This window comes from Clostridium sp. AF21-20LB (assembly GCF_003478795.1).
Lineage (GTDB): Bacteria > Bacillota > Clostridia > Lachnospirales > Lachnospiraceae > Otoolea > Otoolea fessa.
Window position 1 is genome coordinate 1 of sequence record NZ_QUGD01000017.1, and the last position, 18,277, is coordinate 18,277.

The 18,277-nt window shown below is 50.3% G+C and carries 16 protein-coding genes and 1 pseudogene; 16 read left to right on the forward strand and 1 reads right to left on the reverse strand.

Annotated features, from left to right (window positions below):
• The first annotated feature begins 266 nt into the window (after positions 1-266).
• Positions 267-668 carry a hypothetical protein gene (locus tag DWX76_RS09455; RefSeq protein ID WP_147353851.1) on the forward strand — a complete coding sequence of 134 codons (402 nt, stop codon included), beginning with the start codon at positions 267-269 and terminating at the stop codon, positions 666-668.
• Between the two features lie 189 nt (positions 669-857).
• Here the strand turns inward: DWX76_RS09455 and DWX76_RS09460 are convergent, their stop codons facing one another.
• Positions 858-1,106, reverse strand: coding sequence for a TIGR03905 family TSCPD domain-containing protein (locus DWX76_RS09460; protein ID WP_022360027.1), 249 nt, complete (start codon positions 1,104-1,106; stop codon positions 858-860).
• A gap of 381 nt (positions 1,107-1,487) precedes the next feature.
• On the opposite strand from DWX76_RS09460, the gene DWX76_RS09465 reads away from it, so the two are divergent.
• From DWX76_RS09465 to tkt, 15 genes and pseudogenes are all read left to right on the forward strand, one after another.
• Positions 1,488-2,186: a 5'-methylthioadenosine/adenosylhomocysteine nucleosidase gene (locus DWX76_RS09465; protein ID WP_022360026.1), complete on the forward strand. Its 699-nt coding sequence runs from the start codon at positions 1,488-1,490 to the stop codon at positions 2,184-2,186.
• A gap of 328 nt (positions 2,187-2,514) precedes the next feature.
• Positions 2,515-3,618, forward strand: coding sequence for a hypothetical protein (locus DWX76_RS09475; RefSeq protein WP_118570551.1), 1,104 nt, complete (start codon positions 2,515-2,517; stop codon positions 3,616-3,618).
• 109 nt (positions 3,619-3,727) lie between these two features.
• Positions 3,728-5,077, forward strand: a complete 1,350-nt coding sequence (locus tag DWX76_RS09480; protein ID WP_118493415.1) for a glucose-6-phosphate isomerase — start codon at positions 3,728-3,730, stop codon at positions 5,075-5,077.
• Between the two features lie 428 nt (positions 5,078-5,505).
• Positions 5,506-6,873 (forward strand): ABC transporter substrate-binding protein, encoded by a 1,368-nt coding sequence (locus DWX76_RS09485; RefSeq protein ID WP_117796607.1) that lies wholly within the window; start codon positions 5,506-5,508, stop codon positions 6,871-6,873.
• A gap of 278 nt (positions 6,874-7,151) precedes the next feature.
• Entirely contained in the window at positions 7,152-8,042 is an 891-nt protein-coding gene (locus DWX76_RS09490) for a carbohydrate ABC transporter permease (protein ID WP_022360022.1), read from the forward strand.
• Complete coding sequence (locus DWX76_RS09495; protein WP_022360021.1) at positions 8,032-8,856, forward strand: carbohydrate ABC transporter permease; 825 nt, start codon at positions 8,032-8,034, stop codon at positions 8,854-8,856. The genes DWX76_RS09490 and DWX76_RS09495 overlap by 11 nt, the downstream gene beginning before the upstream one ends.
• 42 nt (positions 8,857-8,898) lie before the next feature.
• Entirely contained in the window at positions 8,899-10,047 is a 1,149-nt protein-coding gene (locus DWX76_RS09500; protein WP_117796609.1) for an ABC transporter ATP-binding protein, read from the forward strand.
• 78 nt (positions 10,048-10,125) lie between these two features.
• Entirely contained in the window at positions 10,126-10,929 is an 804-nt protein-coding gene (locus tag DWX76_RS09505; protein ID WP_227589700.1) for a sugar phosphate isomerase/epimerase family protein, read from the forward strand.
• Positions 10,930-11,079: 150 nt separating this feature from the next.
• Positions 11,080-11,346, forward strand: coding sequence for a hypothetical protein (locus DWX76_RS09510; protein WP_107001749.1), 267 nt, complete (start codon positions 11,080-11,082; stop codon positions 11,344-11,346).
• Between the two features lie 45 nt (positions 11,347-11,391).
• Positions 11,392-11,835, forward strand: a complete 444-nt coding sequence (locus DWX76_RS15095) for a hypothetical protein (protein WP_347475117.1) — start codon at positions 11,392-11,394, stop codon at positions 11,833-11,835.
• A gap of 2 nt (positions 11,836-11,837) precedes the next feature.
• Positions 11,838-12,485 (forward strand): hypothetical protein, encoded by a 648-nt coding sequence (locus DWX76_RS15100; RefSeq protein ID WP_412694035.1) that lies wholly within the window; start codon positions 11,838-11,840, stop codon positions 12,483-12,485.
• Between the two features lie 215 nt (positions 12,486-12,700).
• Positions 12,701-13,300 carry a spore protease YyaC gene (yyaC, locus tag DWX76_RS09520; protein WP_118570566.1) on the forward strand — a complete coding sequence of 200 codons (600 nt, stop codon included), beginning with the start codon at positions 12,701-12,703 and terminating at the stop codon, positions 13,298-13,300.
• Between the two features lie 191 nt (positions 13,301-13,491).
• A complete protein-coding gene (locus DWX76_RS09525; protein WP_118570552.1) occupies positions 13,492-14,802 on the forward strand; it encodes a LysM peptidoglycan-binding domain-containing protein in 1,311 nt (436 codons plus the stop codon).
• Positions 14,803-14,931: 129 nt separating this feature from the next.
• Positions 14,932-16,158, forward strand: coding sequence for a DUF5711 family protein (locus DWX76_RS09530; RefSeq protein ID WP_243022522.1), 1,227 nt, complete (start codon positions 14,932-14,934; stop codon positions 16,156-16,158).
• 46 nt (positions 16,159-16,204) lie between these two features.
• Positions 16,205-18,189: pseudogene (gene tkt, locus DWX76_RS09535) on the forward strand (transketolase).
• Positions 18,190-18,277 lie beyond the last annotated feature (88 nt).

An 18,277-nucleotide genomic window follows, 5' to 3' on the forward strand; every position in this document is an offset into this window, starting at 1 on the left:
ATGTTGAAAATGGGAAAATAGAATATAGTTCTTATTACAAAAAAGAAGATGCCTATTATCAAATTTCTGGGGTAATGCCACAAAAGGAATTTTGTAGAATGATTAAAAATCTTTATTTAGAGGAGGATTTATGAGAAAAAAATTTTATTCATTAGTTTGTGCTGGATTTATGATGGTAATGGCAGCAATGCAAGTTCAGGCAGCAGATATAAAAAAATGTTAATGGCTTTTCTGTTGAAACAGCAGATTATAATACAACAGTAGTATTGGATGAAAATTCTGCAGAAGGAACAGCAGTAGGAATAGAACCGAGGGGAAGCATTATTGATACGGCAACAACTCGTATTAGTAATTTGGGAAAGGGAGATATTGGAATTATTATCGAAACATTAGCTCATGTAGAATGTGATAAGATAAAAAATATTGCAATATTGCAGCGAGAAGAAGATGGTAAATGGGTGGAGGTTTCTAGATATACATATGATGCCAAAAAGGAAGATTTTCCGACAGAGGATTTATCGGGAATGACAAATGAATTTACTGTGAAGAATCAGAAAACAGGTTATAAATATCGAGTGGTAGGAATTCATTATGTCGAGGCAAATGGAAAGGGACAGTCGTTTATGACAAAAACAGGAGGGATTAATATCACTGAATACGGCGACTAATTAAAACGGGGACAGTGTTACTAAATTTATATTTGCAACACGAAATAGTATGAAAAAAGCGATCACATAAATACCCCCACCTGCAACCATCCAGGAATTTCTGATTCAAAATTCCAGATGTTTTCAGGTGGGGTTTTAAAATGGTTTTTCACTATGTCGGCGGGTCAGAAAGAATCTACCAAAGGATACTTATTTCACGTTCGCCTTATACTCCTTCAACGCCTGTGCCAGCTGATCCGGGCAGGAAGTTGGGCGGAAGCCGCACTGGATGCCTTCGATGCGGGAGATTGCCTCGTCAATATCCATGCCATCGATCAGGCGGGCAACGCCCTGTGTGTTGCCGGAGCAGCCGCCGACGAACTGCACATTCTTTACTTTATTATCTTCTACTTCAAAATTAATCTCACGGGAACAGACTCCCTTTGTCTTGTATGTCATGGTAAAACCTCCTCAAAATGGTATGTGTTTTAATCTGCTGTGGCGGGAATCCACCGCAGTAAAATGATTATAGTCTGCCAGTAAAGGTGTTGTCAAGATAACAAAAATCCAGTATACTCATGAAAAGATACGGTGTTATTGTTTGTACAAGGTATACATGGTAACGATGCGGCTGCGCTATTATAAAGTAAATGAACGATTTTCAAATGAAAAATGATGGTGCAGGCACACACTGACTGTAGAGCCGAGTCAGCCAATGGATTTGAGGAAAGAGATGCAGGGGTATAAGCGCAGAAGATCAAATAGTAAGAATTTCTTTTTCTATAAATCTATAAAAGAAAGGCAGAAGAATAAAGAACAGAAAAACAGGAGGGCAAACAGATGTTAGGAATCATCGGAGCGATGGATGAAGAGGTGGCTCAGATCAAGGAGAAAATGACGGATGTTACCGTGACAAGTGTAGCCGGTATGGATTTTTATCAGGGCAAACTGGGCGGAAAGGACGCAGTTGTGGTTCGCTCTGGTATCGGCAAGGTAAATGCAGGTATGTGCAGTCAGATTCTGGCGGATCGGTTCCATATCAGTGCGATTGTGAACACAGGTATCGCCGGTTCCCTGCGTGCAGAGATCAACATTGGCGATATCGTTGTATCGACGGATGCGGTGCAGCATGATATGGATGCGAGCGGATTTGGATACCGGATCGGACAGATTCCGCGTGTAGATACCTTTGCATTTGAGGCGGATGAGAAGCTGCGCGAGCTGGCGATTGAGTGCAACCAGAAGGTCAATCCGGAGATTCAGGCATTTCCGGGACGCGTGGTAAGCGGCGACCAGTTTATCTCGGATAAGGCAAAAAAGGAGTGGCTGATCGAGCAGTTTAGCGCAAGCTGTACCGAGATGGAGGGCGCAGCGATCGCACAGGCGGCATATTTAAACGGAATCCCGTTCCTGATTATCCGTGCCATTTCAGATAAGGCGGATGACAGCGCAGGTATGGACTATGCGGCATTTGAGGCGCAGGCGATCAAGCATTCGGTAAACCTACTGCTTGAAATGGCATCCCGGTATGAGGCATAATGAGTCATAAATATGATTCACAGACGGAATTTTTAACAACCAGAAATTTTGCATGATACGCATTATTAATACCTATAAAAATCGAATTAAGGCAGAATTTGACGAACGATTTTCCCCTTTCTCATCTTCACAAAGACTCTTTCGGCGGATATAATAAAGCACGATGCAGGCGGGATTTGACAGGCGCAAAAAACAGAATGTGAAAAGCAGAATGCAAAAAGCAGATTGTAAAAAGCAAATTGCAAGAGACAAACTGCGAAGCGCCTAAACCTGACCTGTGGCAAGCCATCCGGAAGTGATCCGGAAGTAGAGAAAGGGGAGCTTTTTTATGCTGGAATTTTTACAAACTGGAAAAGCGCTGTCCGTTCTTGCGGCGATCGGAATGATCGGATTTGTCAGCAAGTTGATTACACGGAGCCTCTACAAAAGATTATTAAAAGAAACTGACAACATGGCGATGACCCGGAACAAGAATCTTCAAAATCTGAAGCAGCGGTTGGAAAATACCTGCCGCCTGGGTCAGAACATCGTGAACACGCAGGCATATCTGGATAAGCAGATTGACGGATTTTCATTTTTACATATTTCGCTGGATGCGTGGAACGGCGTGTCAATGGAAATGGTGCTTTTAGGGCTTCTGACCGGAGCAGCGGAGGCATTTCTGGCATACTGGTATGAGCTGGATGCGAGCTATATTGTGCTGTATGCGTCGGCAGCTGTCATGAGCGGTCTGTTTCTGGCATTTATCGAGAGCTGTTTCCAGATTGACCAGAAACAGCAGCGGCTGGAAACGGCGCTTTTGGAGTATGTGGATAATTCGGTGTTCCTTCGGGCGGCACGTGAGAAGGAGACGCGCGGACAGGAAATGTCCGGAGCTTCAGGAGTATCCGGCGGAATTGCTGGCGTGGACTCGAATGTGCGGGAAATGCCGAAATGGCTGCAGAGTACGCTGCGGGCAGATCGCGGCGTGAGCGGTCGGGATGGTGCTGAAACGGATAACCGGGATCTGGGAGAAACGGAGTTTGAAAAAGGAAAATCGCGGACAGCGATGAGAGTGAATCCGTTCCGTGAGCGGGATGCACGGGCACAGAATCTGATGCGGGCAGTTCGCACTGCACCGCGCGAACCGGAGGAACGGGACAAGCATGAGACAGATGGGCATCTTACGGATCGCCGGATGGTATCAGGAAATGAAACGGAAAACAATACGGGTCCCAGGCAGGAAGCGAAGGAGCGTCCCGGCGACAAGGAAATGGAGTATTTGAAGCAGAGCCTCGACCAGATTGCAGCAAGCCGGGATACGCGGAAAACACGAAATGGCGAGGCAAATGCGGGTGACTGGATGAAAGGTTTGAGCCGCGAGGAGGCGCAGGTTCTGGGGGGATATTATGAGGGAGTATTTATCGGGGTTGTAAATGATGATTCCAACTGAAAACTGGTTGCACACGGGTGTCCAGATTGCTATAATAAAGATAAGTTAAGTTTTTGACAAAGTAATCACGCCGCCTGCGGACGGCTGAAATGCAAAGGAGAGGAAACATATGGGAAAAGATGTGATCTTTGATTATTCAAAAGCGGCTGCATTTATTCATGAGGAAGAGATCGCCGGTATCAAGGCGGGCGTGCAGGCGGCAAGAGAGACGCTGGTAGAAAAGACCGGCGCGGGCAATGATTTTCTTGGATGGATCGACCTTCCGGTGGACTATGATAAGGAAGAGTTCGGACGCATCAAAAAAGCGGCGGAGAAGATTCAGAAGGATTCGGATGTCCTGCTGGTAATCGGTATCGGCGGTTCGTATCTGGGCGCAAGAGCGGCGATCGAGTTCCTGTCCCATAGTTTTTACAATAATCTTCCGAAAGAAAAAAGAAAAACACCGGAGATTTACTTCGTTGGCAACAGCATCAGCAGCAAATACATCCATGATCTGATGGATTTGGTCGATGGAAAAGATTTCTCTATCAATATTATTTCCAAGTCCGGTACGACAACGGAGCCGGCGATCGCATTCCGTGTATTTAAGGAGATGCTGATTGAGAAATATGGTAAAGAAGAGGCAAACAAGCGAATCTACGCGACGACAGACCGGGCGCGGGGCGCACTCAAGAATCTGGCAAATGAAGAGGGATACGAGTCCTTCGTGGTTCCGGATGATGTTGGCGGTCGTTTCTCCGTCCTGACGGCAGTCGGTCTGCTTCCGATCGCGGTCAGCGGCGCGGATATAGATGCGTTGATGCAGGGCGCGGCAGACGCGAGAAAGAATGCACTGGAGACTCCGTTTGAGAAGAATTCTGCTCTGTTATATGCGGCGGTCCGCAACATTCTGCTCCGGAAGGGCAAACAGGTCGAGATTGTGGCAAACTATGAGCCGAGCCTGCACTATGTATCGGAGTGGTGGAAACAGCTCTATGGCGAGAGCGAGGGCAAGGATCAGAAAGGTATTTTCCCGGCAGCGGTTGATTTGACGACCGATCTTCATTCGATGGGTCAGTTCATCCAGGACGGCGCGAGAATCATGTTTGAGACAGTTCTGGAAGTGGCTGAATCTTCGGCGGAGGTCATTTTGAAGAAAGAAGATGTTGACACGGACGGTATGAACTATCTGGCTGGCAAGAGCGTGGATTTCGTCAACAAGAGTGCGATGAACGGCACGATTCTGGCACATACCGACGGCAGTGTGCCGAACCTGAAAGTGACGATCCCGGCGATGGATGCGTACAGCTTAGGACAGCTCTTTTATTTCTTCGAATTTGCCTGCGGCGTCAGCGGATACCTTCTGGGTGTCAATCCATTCAACCAGCCGGGCGTAGAGAGCTATAAGAAAAATATGTTTGCACTGCTTGGCAAACCGGGCTATGAGGAAGCGAGAGAGGCGCTGCTTAAGAGACTGTAGGGGGCGGACATATAAAAAAGTATGCGTTCTGCGGCATTCTCTCCGGCATGTTCCATGAAGGAAACTGCAGCCCGGATATAAACATAGAAAACGGAACATAGAATAAAAAACGCTTTTATCAGCAAAAACTGATAGAGGCGTTTTTTTGTGTAATAGGAAATTTCTTGGAATTCCCCATTACACAAAAAGGCACATTCTTTTATGCCGCAGAACCTCGAAAAAACAATTTTCAAAAATTATAGATAATTTTTACATAAATCGCCTCCTGCATTTTACAGACCATCTTTAAGATAGAATCTGGACACAGCACAAGTGATTTGACAGAAGAGAAGCGCGGCAAAGGACTCCCGATCACGATTTTGACATAGATGGCTGGTTCCAAGGTAAGAGAGACTGGGAGATGGGACACCGCAGCAGGAGGAGAACGAATGAAGGTAAGTATGAGACGTCTGATGGCGCTTGCGATGGCAGGCACGATGACATTGATGGCAGGATGCAGCCAGGCATCCAGCTCGGCGACAGGAAGCAGCGACACACAGAGCGCGTCCGGAGAGAGCGGGGCAGAGAAGGCGGCATCCGGCGATAAAACGGTGATTGAATACTGGCACTGTAACGCAGAAACCCAGGGAGGTCTGGTCGTAGACGATCTGGTAAAGAAATTTAATGAGGAAAATGATCACATCGAGGTAGTAGCGAAATACAACCCGGATATGTACAAAGGTCTGATGCAGAATCTGCAGGCGGAAGCGGCGACCGGAAATACACCGGCGCTTGTTCAGATTGGCTGGGCATTTCTGGATTATTTCTCCAATAACTTTGACTATGTGGCGCCGCAGGATGCGATTGATAAATTCGACAGCGAGGATGCAAATTTCTTAACCGACAATTTCCTTCCAAATGTCTTAGACCTGGCGGTCAACAGCAACGGCGAGCAGGTCGGAATCCCGTACTCCTTAAGCAGCCCGGTTCTCTACATCAATAAAGATCTCTTAAAAGAAGCGGGCCTTTCCGAAGATGGACCGGAGACCTGGCAGGAAGTACAGGAATTTGCCGAGGCAGTCAAAGAGAAGACAGGAAAATATGGTTTCTATATGCAGGAACCGGCAGATTTCTGGGCGCAGCAGGCATTGGTTGAGAGCGCGGGAGCGGATATGTTGACTGCGGATGCATCCGGCAAGAAAAAAGCAAGCTTTGCAACTGAGGACGGCATTGCGGCAATGCAGATGATGCAGGATATGGTAAAAGATGGTTCTGCCCTTCATGTTTCATGGGAAGAGGGCTGCCAGAGCTTTATCGACGGCAACTGCGCGATGCTTTACACCACCATTGCGAGACGCGCTTCCGTACAGAAGGGGGCACAGTTTGACGTAGCAACCGTGAAATCCCCGCTGTGGAACGACAAGGAGCGCAAGGTTCCGGCAGGAGGCTGTTTCTTAGCCATCACCGCGCAGAGCGATGAGCAGATTCAGGCGGCATGGGAGTTTGAGAAGTATCTTTACAGCGTAGAATCAATGGCAGCATGGACCGAGGGAACCGGTTATGTACCGCCGAGAAAAGATGTGGCAGAGGCAGAAAATGGATTGAAAGATTTTCTGGCTGAGAACACAATGATGAATGCAGCGATTGAGCAGATGGACGGCGTTGTATCATGGACCGCATTTCCGGGCGATGCAGGCCTTGAGGCAGAGCAGCTTCTTCTGGATATGAGAGACCAGATTCTGGGCGGTCAGGTATCTGCGAAAGATGGTATGACGAGCACACAGGATGCGATCAACCAGCTGCTGGATGCACAGTAGGGACAGGCAGCCTGACGCTTGGAACAGCTTTCGGGTGGCAGGAAAATCATTACAAAATTTAGGACAGAAATGAGAATGGGGGTGTTGCGGAATAGCAGAACGTGTTTTGGCAGAATGGACTGCGTGCAGATAAGACGCAGGAAGCGGCCGGAGCGCAAAAGAGCTGTTTGGCGGCAGCCCCTTCATAAAATGCAGGCTCAGGGTCTTTCCAACACCTGCTGTTGTGGCTGGGCAGGCGCCGAAAGATTCCGAGCGTACATTAGAATGGAGGAAATAGTTTGAATCGGGAGGACAAAAAACAGGCAGCGCTTGGATATGTTTTTTTGCTGCCGTCGCTCGTCATGTTTGCGGTATTTATGTTTTATCCGCTTTTTTACACGCTGTATTTAAGCTTTTTTGAGTGGAACATGGTAAAGCCGGTCAAGAAGTTTGTGGGACTGGGGAATTATATTTCCGTTTTGAAGGATCCGAATACATGGAAAATCTTTGGCAATACATTCTGGTACATCGTGATTCTTCTGGTGTTTAACTTTGTGATGCCGTACATTTTATCATTCATTCTTTCGTGCGTCATCAAAAAGGGACAGAGTTTTTACAAGGCGGTCTTTTTCCTGCCGAGTGTGATTTCGCTGGTCGTCGGCTCGATTCTGTATACATGGATTCTGAATCCGATTTCGGGTCCAGTCGCGATTGTGGCAGGCTGGTTTGGGCTGAAACTGCCGTTTTGGTCGAAAACGGAGGGCTGGGTCATCGCGGTACTCTGCATTATCACGACCTGGAAGACGTTTGGCTACAATTTCATCAACATTCTGGCGGGTGTCTCCGGTGTCTCAATGGAGGTCATCGAGGCGGCGCGTCTGGAAAATGTGCCGATGTGGAAGATTTTTAAGGATATCGTCGTGCCGATGAGTTCTGCAACTGGAATCTATGTGTTTATTACGACGATCGTGCAGGGACTCCAGTATGTGTTCACGCCGATCAAGGTCGTCACACAGGGAGGACCGAACTATGCCAGTTCGAACCTGATTTATATGTCGTACCATGAGGCGTTTACACTCTATAAAACAGGAACTTCCTCGGCGGTATCGGTCATGACGATGGCACTCTTTATCATTCTTTTGGTGCTGGAATTCCGGTTTGTAGAAAAGGGGGTTTACTATGAAAACTAAAGACAGACAGATCGGCTGGCATCTGTTTCTGGTGGTGGTCGTTTTCCTCCTTCTGATGCCGATCGTATTTGCAATTTCCAACTCTTTCAAGACGATGCAGGAGGCGTTCAACACGGTTTTTCAGGTGATTCCGCTGCATCCGACGCTGGAAAATTACCGGCATGTATTTGACAAACTGCCGTTTGTGAAAATCACGCTGAATACGTTTCTGATCGCATCGACGGTCACGATTTTTAAGACAATTACGGGACTTCTGGCGGCGTATGCGTTCGTCTATTTCCGGTTTAAGGGAAAAGGATTTTTGTATTTTATTATGTTAAGCACGCTGTTCATCCCGTTTACGGTCACGATGATTCCAAATTATCTTCTGATCTCTAAGATCGGTCTGCGCGATCGCATCTGGGGCGTCGCACTGCCGCAGCTGGCGGATGTGCTGGGAATTTTCCTGCTGCGCCAGGCAATGCGTGGAATCCCGCTGGCACTCATTGAAGCGGCACGGATGGAAAATATCCGGCACATGAAAATCATGCGCGACATTGTGATTCCGCTGGTGCGTCCGTCCATCATTTCCACCGGCATCATTTTCTTTATCAATTCGTGGAATGAATATGTGTGGCCGGTGCTGATCTTAAAATCCAAGGAAAATTATACGCTGTCGCTGGCATTGCAGATGTACATCAGCGCCGAGGGCGGTACGGAATTTACGATCGCGATGGCGGTGTCGGTGCTCACGATGCTGATTCCGCTGGTACTGTATATCATTTTCCAGCGCTATATCATCAATACATTTGCGGCGTCTGGATTGAAGGGATAACGGGAGATTGCGCTGGACATAAGAAAGGGATAGATTAATTCAATGAAAAATATTGTATTTGAAAATGTTAAAAAAGCGTATGGCAAAAATGTGGTCGTGGAGGACCTCTGCATGGAGGTAAAGGAGGGCGAACGCCTGATTTTATTAGGTCCGTCCGGCTGTGGAAAATCGACGACACTTCGCATGATTGCGGGACTGGAAAATGTGACCGCCGGAAACCTGTGGATGCGCGACCAGGTGGTAAATGATGTGCCGTGCGGCGAGCGCGGTGTCTCGATGGTGTTTCAAAACTATGCGCTGTTTCCGCATATGAGCGTCAAGAATAATATCATATATGGTTTAAAAGCGCACAAGATGGATGAGAACGAGATCGATGCGCGCTTAAAAGAAGTCCTCAAAATGCTGGAACTGGAAGGGCTGGAGGATCGGAAGCCGAAGGAGCTTTCCGGCGGACAGCGCCAGAGAGTGGCATTGGCGAGAGCCGTGGTAAAGCGCGCCGACTATTTCCTTCTGGACGAGCCGCTGTCAAACCTGGATGCACAGCTTAGGATGCGTGCGAGAAAAGAACTGGTAAAAATCCATGAAATGTACCACCCGACGTTAGTCTACGTTACGCACGACCAGATCGAGGCGATGACGGTTGGCGATCGGATCGCGCTCATGTACCGGGGCAAGATGGAAATGCTCGATACCCCGTCACACGTGTACAATCGTCCGGCAAGCGTGTTCTGTGCGAAGTTTATCGGTTCGCCGTCCATGAATATCGTGGAGGCGGAATATCATAACGGGGCGCTTGTCATCGGGAAACAGAAGGTAGAACTTCCGGGTATCTGGCAGCGGATCGCCGCGCAGTGCCCGTCGGGACTGCTGTACGCCGGTGTCCGCCCGGAACACGTGATGATGAGCCGCACCCCGCAGGAGCGGTCGATCGAGGGCATGGTCCGTTACGTGGAGGATTACGGAAACCGGTACGGTGTTTATATTCAGGTCGAGGGAGACAAGAACGAGCTGATTGCCATCCGCGAGGGCGAGATTCCACAGCCGGGTGAGAAGGTATACATCCATGTGGAGACGGAAAAGCTGCATCTGTTTGACCGCGGGACGGAGAAATCGCTCGGTTACCCGGAGATGGTGATCCGCGCACAGGAAAAGCTGGCGGTGCCGAAATTGGAAAAGGCGATCGCCCAGTAAGAATAGAGATAATAGAGCGAAAAAAGTGTTTTCAAAACAAGATTATGAACGTATATTTTGAAGAGGAGACATGCAATCATGAGAAAAATTCTTATCAGCACTAATATGTATAAAGGCAGCGAGTTCGGTCAGGTTCTTCCGTATCTCAAACGGTTTCCTGGACAGGTGGGAGTCGAGGTGTTTCCGATGTTTCATGAGGAATGCTTTGAGAAGAACCTGCGGGACGCCATGCCGCTCTTAAAGGAAGTCCCGGTCAGCTTCCATGGTCCATATTATCAGGCAGAGCATTCGGCAGCGGAGGGGACTGTAGAGTATGCGCGCACGATGGAGCTGCTTGAAAAGACGCTTTCGTATGCGAAAGAGCTTTCAAGCAAATATCTCGTTTATCATCACAACAACTGCCGCATCATACCGGGCGAGAAGGAAGACCGCGTCCGTGTTTCCTGTGAAAATTATTACACCGTGAAACAGCTGTGTGAGGAGGCGGGAACCCAGGTGGTCGTGGAGAATGCCGGAGTTCTGGAGCGCGGAAACCGTCTCTTCGATGAGCAGGAATTTATCGATCTGTGCCGTCGGGAACAGTATGCGGTGCTCATCGACATCGGGCACGCCTGGGCGAACGGCTGGTCGCTTAAGCGGGTCGTAAACGCGCTGGCGGACCAGATTGTGGCGTACCATCTCCACAACAACGACGGTGTCCACGACAGCCATCAGAGGATTCATGAGGGAACACTTGATTTTGACTGCTTTTTAAAACTGGCAAAGCAGGCGACGCCGGATGCCGAGTGGGTCATGGAGTATGCGATGGACGTTTCTGGAAATGTGCGGGGGATTGAGGAAGATCTGCAGTTTCTTTTGAAAATGGGAAGTGCTGCACGATGACACAGTGGCAGTGAATTTTGCCGAAAAGCCCCGCCTTGTCAACTCTTAAAAAAGCTGATATACTGGACATAAGATTGTGAGAAAAGATGTCCGGAGAGAACATCCGGACACGGAAAAAATGAAATTTGACAGCGGGAAAGGAACGGCAGGATGTTTCGTCTTTGGGGAAAAATGATGAAGGAAAACCGGATGCTTAGGGATATTGTGATCAGCAACGGTGATTATACAATGTCGAGAACGGCGATGGTGTTTGACGCGATCGACCAGATTTGCTATGCCTTTGATCTGGGGCATCCGGTCTGGCTGGATAAGACGATCGAGGAGTTCAAACGTCACGATAAGGCGCGTTTTACCCAGGACAACTTTATCGAGAGCATCGATTTCGATTATCTGGAGATACAGGTGCTGGAAGAATAAAGGGCAGGCAGCCGTTACAAAAAGACAAAGACCGGGAGGGGCGAGATGGCACAGGCGATAACGGATGTGAAAACATTTCTGGAAGACGCCAGACAGGCAGTGGTGGAACTGGCGGAGTTTGAAAAACAGGAGGAGACGCTTGCTCAGGAAGAGAAAAAGCGTCTGCGCGTGCTGGAGACGGAGCGGAAAGCGGTGGCGGATGCCGTGAATTCGACCGTGAAAAAGCGCCGGGATGAGATTGAAAAAAGCTATGACGATGAGCTTGGGAAGCTGCAGGATAAGCTGAAACGCACGCGGACACGCCGCGAAAAGGCGAAAAACCAGGGCATCAAGGAGCGGATTAAGGAAGAAACGCAGGAGCTTCACGCGCACAACCGAGAGCTTGCCGTGCGGATGCGGACGCTGTTCCAGTCGGATCGTGTTCCATTTGTCTGCAAAAGCCCACTGTACTATGCGCTGTATTTCCCGAGGGATTCAAAGAATTTCTGACGGTGTTGATTACCTTTGCGATCTGTTTCCTGTTGATCCCGTGCGGCATCTACAAGCTGTTTCCAGAACAGAAAACTTTATACCTGGCGATGATCTACGGCGTGGATGTGGTTGTTTTTGGCGGACTGTATATCCTGATTGGAAACTGGACGAAGGATCGCCATCTGGCGGCACTGCAGGAAGGACGTTCGATCCGCAGTCTGATCGCGGCGAACAACCGCAAGATCGCGGTGATCACCTCCTCGATCCGCCGGGATCGCAGTGAAGCGCTCTACGATCTGGAAAAATACGACGATGAGATCTCCCAGATGGAGCAGGAGCTGGAGGAGACGGCGAAGAAGAAAAAGGACGCATTAAACACCTTCGAAAATGTGACAAAAACCATCTTGACCGATGAGATCACCAGCAACAGCCGTGCAAAGCTCGAACAACTCAAAGAAGGCCATCAGGAGGTCGAGAGCCGCCTGCACTATACCGAGACGGTAATCAAGGAAAAGAGAATCTTTATCACAGATACCTACGAGTGCTACTTAGGCAAGGAATTTCTGAATCCAGAAAAGTTGGACGCGCTGAAACATATTCTGGATAACAGCACAGCCGTTAATTTAAGCGAGGTCATTGCAGAGTACCGCGAACGCGGCGGAAAGTAAACTGTGGAAATTATTTCATAAAAATAAATAATTAGATATAGGAACAACCAGAAAAAAGATGTGACACCGGGCGCTGTAAAGCTGCCTTCTGTCACATCTTTTTTCGTCCGTGTATATATCCTTCAATTTTCGCATAATTTCCTGCCACCCCGCCTATAATAAAGGTAAAACAACCCCTGTCCAACAGGCAGGGAGAAAACAGGACGGTGTGGGAGATGAACAGACGGGGACGCAGCCGGTTCGGTGGCAGTCCGGAGATATATTACTACAATTCAGCCCGCCGGGACGCGGTGGGAGAGCTGGCAGGGCAGTTAAGTGGGCTGATTCAGGAAGAAATGACCCGAAGGCATAAAAAGAAACTGGTTTTCCTCTGCATCGGCACGGATCGCTCGACCGGAGACAGTCTGGGACCGTTGATCGGATATAAACTCAAACAGGAACGGCGGCGCGGTACGCTGGTATTCGGAACACTTGATCGCCCCGTGCACGCGATGAACCTGGAACATTACGTGCAGGTTTTAAAAAATGGCTACCCGGATGCGCTGGTGGTGGCGGTCGATGCCTCGGTTGGCGATGAAAGCCACGTCGGCTATGTCACGTTAGGGCGCGGGTCTTTAAAGCCGGGGCTTGGCGTCTGCAAGGAGCTTCACGCGGTCGGAGATCTCTTTATCACCGGGATCGTGGCGGGCTGCAGCCATTACGATCCGATGATGCTGCAGAGCATCCGCCTGGCACTCGTCATGCAGCTGGCAGACTGCATCAGCGCGGGGATCGGGCTTGTCGAAAATTTTTGCCTGGATGCTGCCTCCGTTTGACAAATTTTGCATGCAATCGGCGTTATGATAGGCGGAAAGAAATTCATCATACTCCTGAAATTACGGAAAATAATGTTACTGTAGTTGAGCAGGTATTTTCAGCACTGAAAATGCTGCGCGGTGCAGCAATCAAATCATGGAAGCAAGTACAGACCCGGTTTCAGGAGAATCTATCATAGCGGGGTGAACATATGGGAGAATATTCTGGTTCCCGCGCAGAACTGCCGAAAAATATCCGGCAGATCGGCGAGCGGGATGAGGTGGTCCGGTTGTATGTGGAGGATTATGTAAACACGTATTTGAAACAGGTATATCCATCCGGCGGACCGGGACTCCGGGTCGGGCTGCTGCTCGGAAATTCGGATCCACAGCAGGAGGTTCCGTGCCTCTTTGTGGACGGGGCGCTGGAGATGGAGGAGGTTGTGCCGTCCGGGGAGAAGATTGTCTTTTCGGAGGCGGCATGGAAAAAGGCATACCAGCGGATGGAGGAGACATTTCCAAAAAAGACCGTGCAGGGGTGGTTTATCTGCGGCGCGCCGGGGTGTATGTTAAGTCCCCTGACCTACTGGCGGCTGCACAAGCAGTATTTCGGTGGGAAAAACCAGCTCATGTACATAAACAGCGGTGTGGACGGTGAGGCGGCATACTATGTGATGTCGGAGGACGGGTTTTACCGTTTGAAAGGATATCATATATACTACGAGAAAAACCAGATGATGCAGGACTATATGATTCTGCGGAAGGACGCCCGCCGGGTGGAGACAGGCACCGGCGATCGGGTGATCCGCGATTTCCGTAACCGGATGGAAGAGCGGCAGCAGGAGGCGGCGTCGCGTTACGGGACGATCCGGGCGCTGGGGACGCTGTGCGGCGTGCTTTCGGTCGCGGTGCTTGCCGGCGGCGTGGTGCTTTTCGGCAATTACCAGAAAATGCGCGAGATGGAGAGTGTGCTGGTATCCGTCCTTCCGGATGGTGTGCGGGGCACTGCGGACGGGAAAGAGGCGGTCACGGTGGAACAGCTCCGCGGCAGTGTGACGCCGCTTGAGAGCGTCGAGGCCGGCGCGGATGTGGATGCAGACGGAACAACAGCGCAAAACGGAGGACAGGCGCATAAATGGACACTTGAGAGCGCGGCGGATGGAGACACAGAGGGCACTGCCATAGCAGGCAGACAGAATGGACAGGCTTCCGGCGGGCAGAGCGAAGAGGACGGAAAAATGGCGGAGACGAAAGCCCCGTACATTTTGCCGGAGCCGGAGGCACAGCGCGACCTGCCGAATCCGGGCGGCAATTCGACGGCGGGACAGGACTATCCGGTCACAAACTTGAAGCCCGGCGGCACGTACACGGTCGGGGACGGGGAGACGCTCTATGGGATCTGTTTTAAGCTTTATGGCAATATCCGTCATCTGGACGATATCCTTGCGGTCAACCATCTGACCGATGAAAACCGCATTATCGCAGGGCAGACGCTGGTGCTGCCGGATGTGTCCGGAGAATAGCAAAAAGATAATGCCAAACCATCTAAAATAGTGTATAATCAAGATGGCAGTCCAGCTACAGGAGATAAAAAAAATGAGTGAGATGAACCGATTGAACGGGAACAGAAGAAAAAGCAGCTGAGAGGGCGTGTGATCGACACCGCCACGCAGGACATGTTTCCCCGCCGGGGCATAAGCCACGGGGAAAATGAGGAAGAGGTGGCGGAGAAAGCCGAGCGCCATTCCAGACGGAAACGTCTCCGCAGGGTGCTGACGGCGGTGTTAATCGCGGCGCTTTTGGCGGCTGGTTTTATGTATTATAAAGATAACCATGCCTACACGGACTATACGGTGGCGTGGGAAAGAGAGATCGCGGCGAGTGAGAGCAGCACGACGGAATTTGTCCCGTTTGGAGAAAATGTCCTGAAATACACGAAGGACGGAGCTTCCTATCTGGACAAGTCCGGCAAGGCGGTCTGGTCGATGAGTTATGAGCTGAAATCACCGATTTGCTATGTCAACGGCGATTATGCCGTGATCGGGGATCAGCAGGGCAATGATATTTATATTGTGGACAAGACCGGAAGCCAGGGACAGGCGACGACGCTTCTGCCGATCCTGCGCGTCAGCGTATCGGCATACGGCATCGTGGCGGCGCTGGTGGAGGACAGCAATGCTTCGTATGTGACCTTTTTCAAGAAAGACGGCAGCGAGCTTGACTGGGCGATCAAGACGGTTATGTCGGGAAATGGTTACCTGATGGACGTTTCCTTATCGCCGGATGGTACGCAGGTCATGCTTTCCGACCTGTATCTGCAGGACGGGGCACTCAAAAACCGGATTGTATTTTACAATTTCTCCGAATATGGAAAGAATTATCCAGACCGTCTGGTCGGAGGTTTTGATGAGCTGGGAGACAGCATCTGTCCGCGCGTCCGGTTTCTCGACGAGGATCACGCGTGTGCATTTGCGGATGATCAGGTGGCATTTTTCTCTTTGGAAAATGTAACAAGCCCGGCGCTGGTGCGCCAGGCGGAGATCGACGGGGAAGTCCGCGGCGTGGCATGGTCGAAGGACTATGTGGCGGTCATCTCGGACAACACCGAGGGCGGAAGTGAGAGCCGTTTGAGCATGTTTAAATCCGATGGAACCGCTATGGGTACGGCGGAGTTCTCGTATTCGTGGCGTAACATAAATATACAGGGCGATTTCGTCATCCTAAATAACGAAAATTCCTGTCGGGTCTACAGTCTGTCCGGCAAGGAGCGGTTTGCCGGGGAGTTTGATTTCTCTGTGGCGCAGGTAACACGCGGCCGCGCGTTCAATTCACTGATTATCAGCGGCGGCGACCGGATGCGCGAGATCCGCCTCAAATAACACACGTTTAGTTTTTAAAATTAAGATACATAGCAGGAGGTTACTTATGAATCAGATTGACACATTATCCGTAAACGCGATCCGGATTTTATCCGCAGACGCAATCCAGAAGGCAAATTCCGGTCATCCGGGACTTCCGCTGGGATGTGCAGCAGCGGCTTATGAACTGTGGGCACATCATATGAACCATAACCCAGCCAACCCGAAGTGGGAGAACAGAGACCGTTTCATCTTATCCGGCGGTCATGGTTCCATGCTGCTGTACTCTCTGCTGCATCTGTTTGGCTACGGAAATCTTTCCAAAGAAGATCTGATGAACTTCCGCCAGTTAGATTCCAAGACTCCGGGACATCCGGAATATGGTCATACCGTTGGCGTTGAGGCAACGACCGGTCCGCTGGGCGCAGGTATGGGTATGGCAGTCGGCATGGCGATGGCTGAGGCACATCTGGAAAGCGTATTCAACAAAGAAAATTATCCGGTAGTTGACCATTACACCTATGTATTGGGCGGCGACGGATGTATGATGGAAGGCATTTCCTCTGAGGCATTCTCTCTGGCAGGTACCCTGGGACTTTCCAAGCTGATTGTTCTCTATGATTCCAACCGCATCTCCATCGAGGGAAGCACCGACATCGCATTCCGTGAGAATGTACAGGAGCGTATGCAGGCATTTGGTTTCCAGACGATCACTGTAGAAGATGGCAATGATATCGACGCGATCGGCAAGGCGATCGAGGCTGCAAAGGCAGATACCGAGCATCCGTCCTTTATCACCATCAAGACGCAGATCGGCTTCGGCTGCCCGGCAAAACAGGGCAAGGCGAGCGCACACGGCGAGCCGCTGGGCGTGGAGAATGTGGAAGCACTCAGAAAGAACTTAAACTGGCCGAGCGAAGAGCCGTTCTTCGTACCGGAAGAGGTATACAAAAACTACTCCGAGATCGCAGAGCAGAAGGCAGAGGTAGAAGCTGCATGGAACGTGATGTTTGCCGCTTACTGCGAGGAATATCCGGAGATGGAAGCGCTCTGGAACCAGTATCACAATGCAAAGGCGGGCGAGGCGCTGAAAGATGACGCCGGATTCTGGGCAAAACAGGAGAAACCGGAAGCAAGCCGTGCGATCTCCGGACGCCTGATCAACTACATCAAGGATGTTCTGCCGAACCTGTTTGGCGGTTCTGCTGACCTAGCACCGTCCAACAAGACCAACATGAAGGATGCGGGCGACTTCTCCAAGGAGGACAGAGCTGGACGTAACCTGCACTTCGGTGTCCGCGAACTTGCGATGGCAGCGATCGGAAATGGCATCATGCTGCACGGCGGTCTGCGTGCGTATGTATCGACCTTCTTTGTATTCAGTGATTACTGCAAACCGATGGCAAGACTGTCTGCACTGATGGGCGTGCCGCTGACCTATGTATTTACGCATGACAGCATCGGCGTTGGCGAGGATGGACCGACCCATGAGCCGATCGAGCAGATGGCAGCGCTGCGTGCGATGCCGAACTTCCATGTATTCCGCCCGTGCGATGCGACCGAGACAGAGGCAGCTTGGTACAGTGCTGTTACTTCCGAGCACACACCGACCGCACTGGTGCTGACCAGACAGAATCTGGAGCCGATGGCAGGCAGCAGCCGTGAGGCATTAAAGGGCGGCTACATCATCGACGACTGCGAGGGCACACCGGAGTTAATTCTGATTGCCAGCGGTTCCGAGGTAGCCCTGGCGGTTCATGCAAAAGAGACTCTGGCAGCAGAAGGTCAGAAAGTCCGCGTTGTCTCCATGCCGTGTATGGATCTGTTCGAGGAGCAGAGCGAGGAGTACAAGGAGTCCGTACTTCCGAGAGAAGTACGCCGTCGTGTAGCAGTAGAGGCGCTTGGAGCTTCGGCTGGGACAAGTACACCGGCTTAGACGGCAAGATCATCGCGATGGAAAGTTTCGGCGCCAGCGCACCGGCAGGGCTTCTGTTCAAGAAGTTCGGCTTTACCGTTGAGCATGTGGTAGAGGTGGCTAAGAGCCTGAAATAATGCTGATTTTGAAAGAAAAATAAGATAAAAGACAGGCACCTGTCTGTCGGCAGAAAAGAATGCGGTACCGCTTAAGCAGAAATGCGCC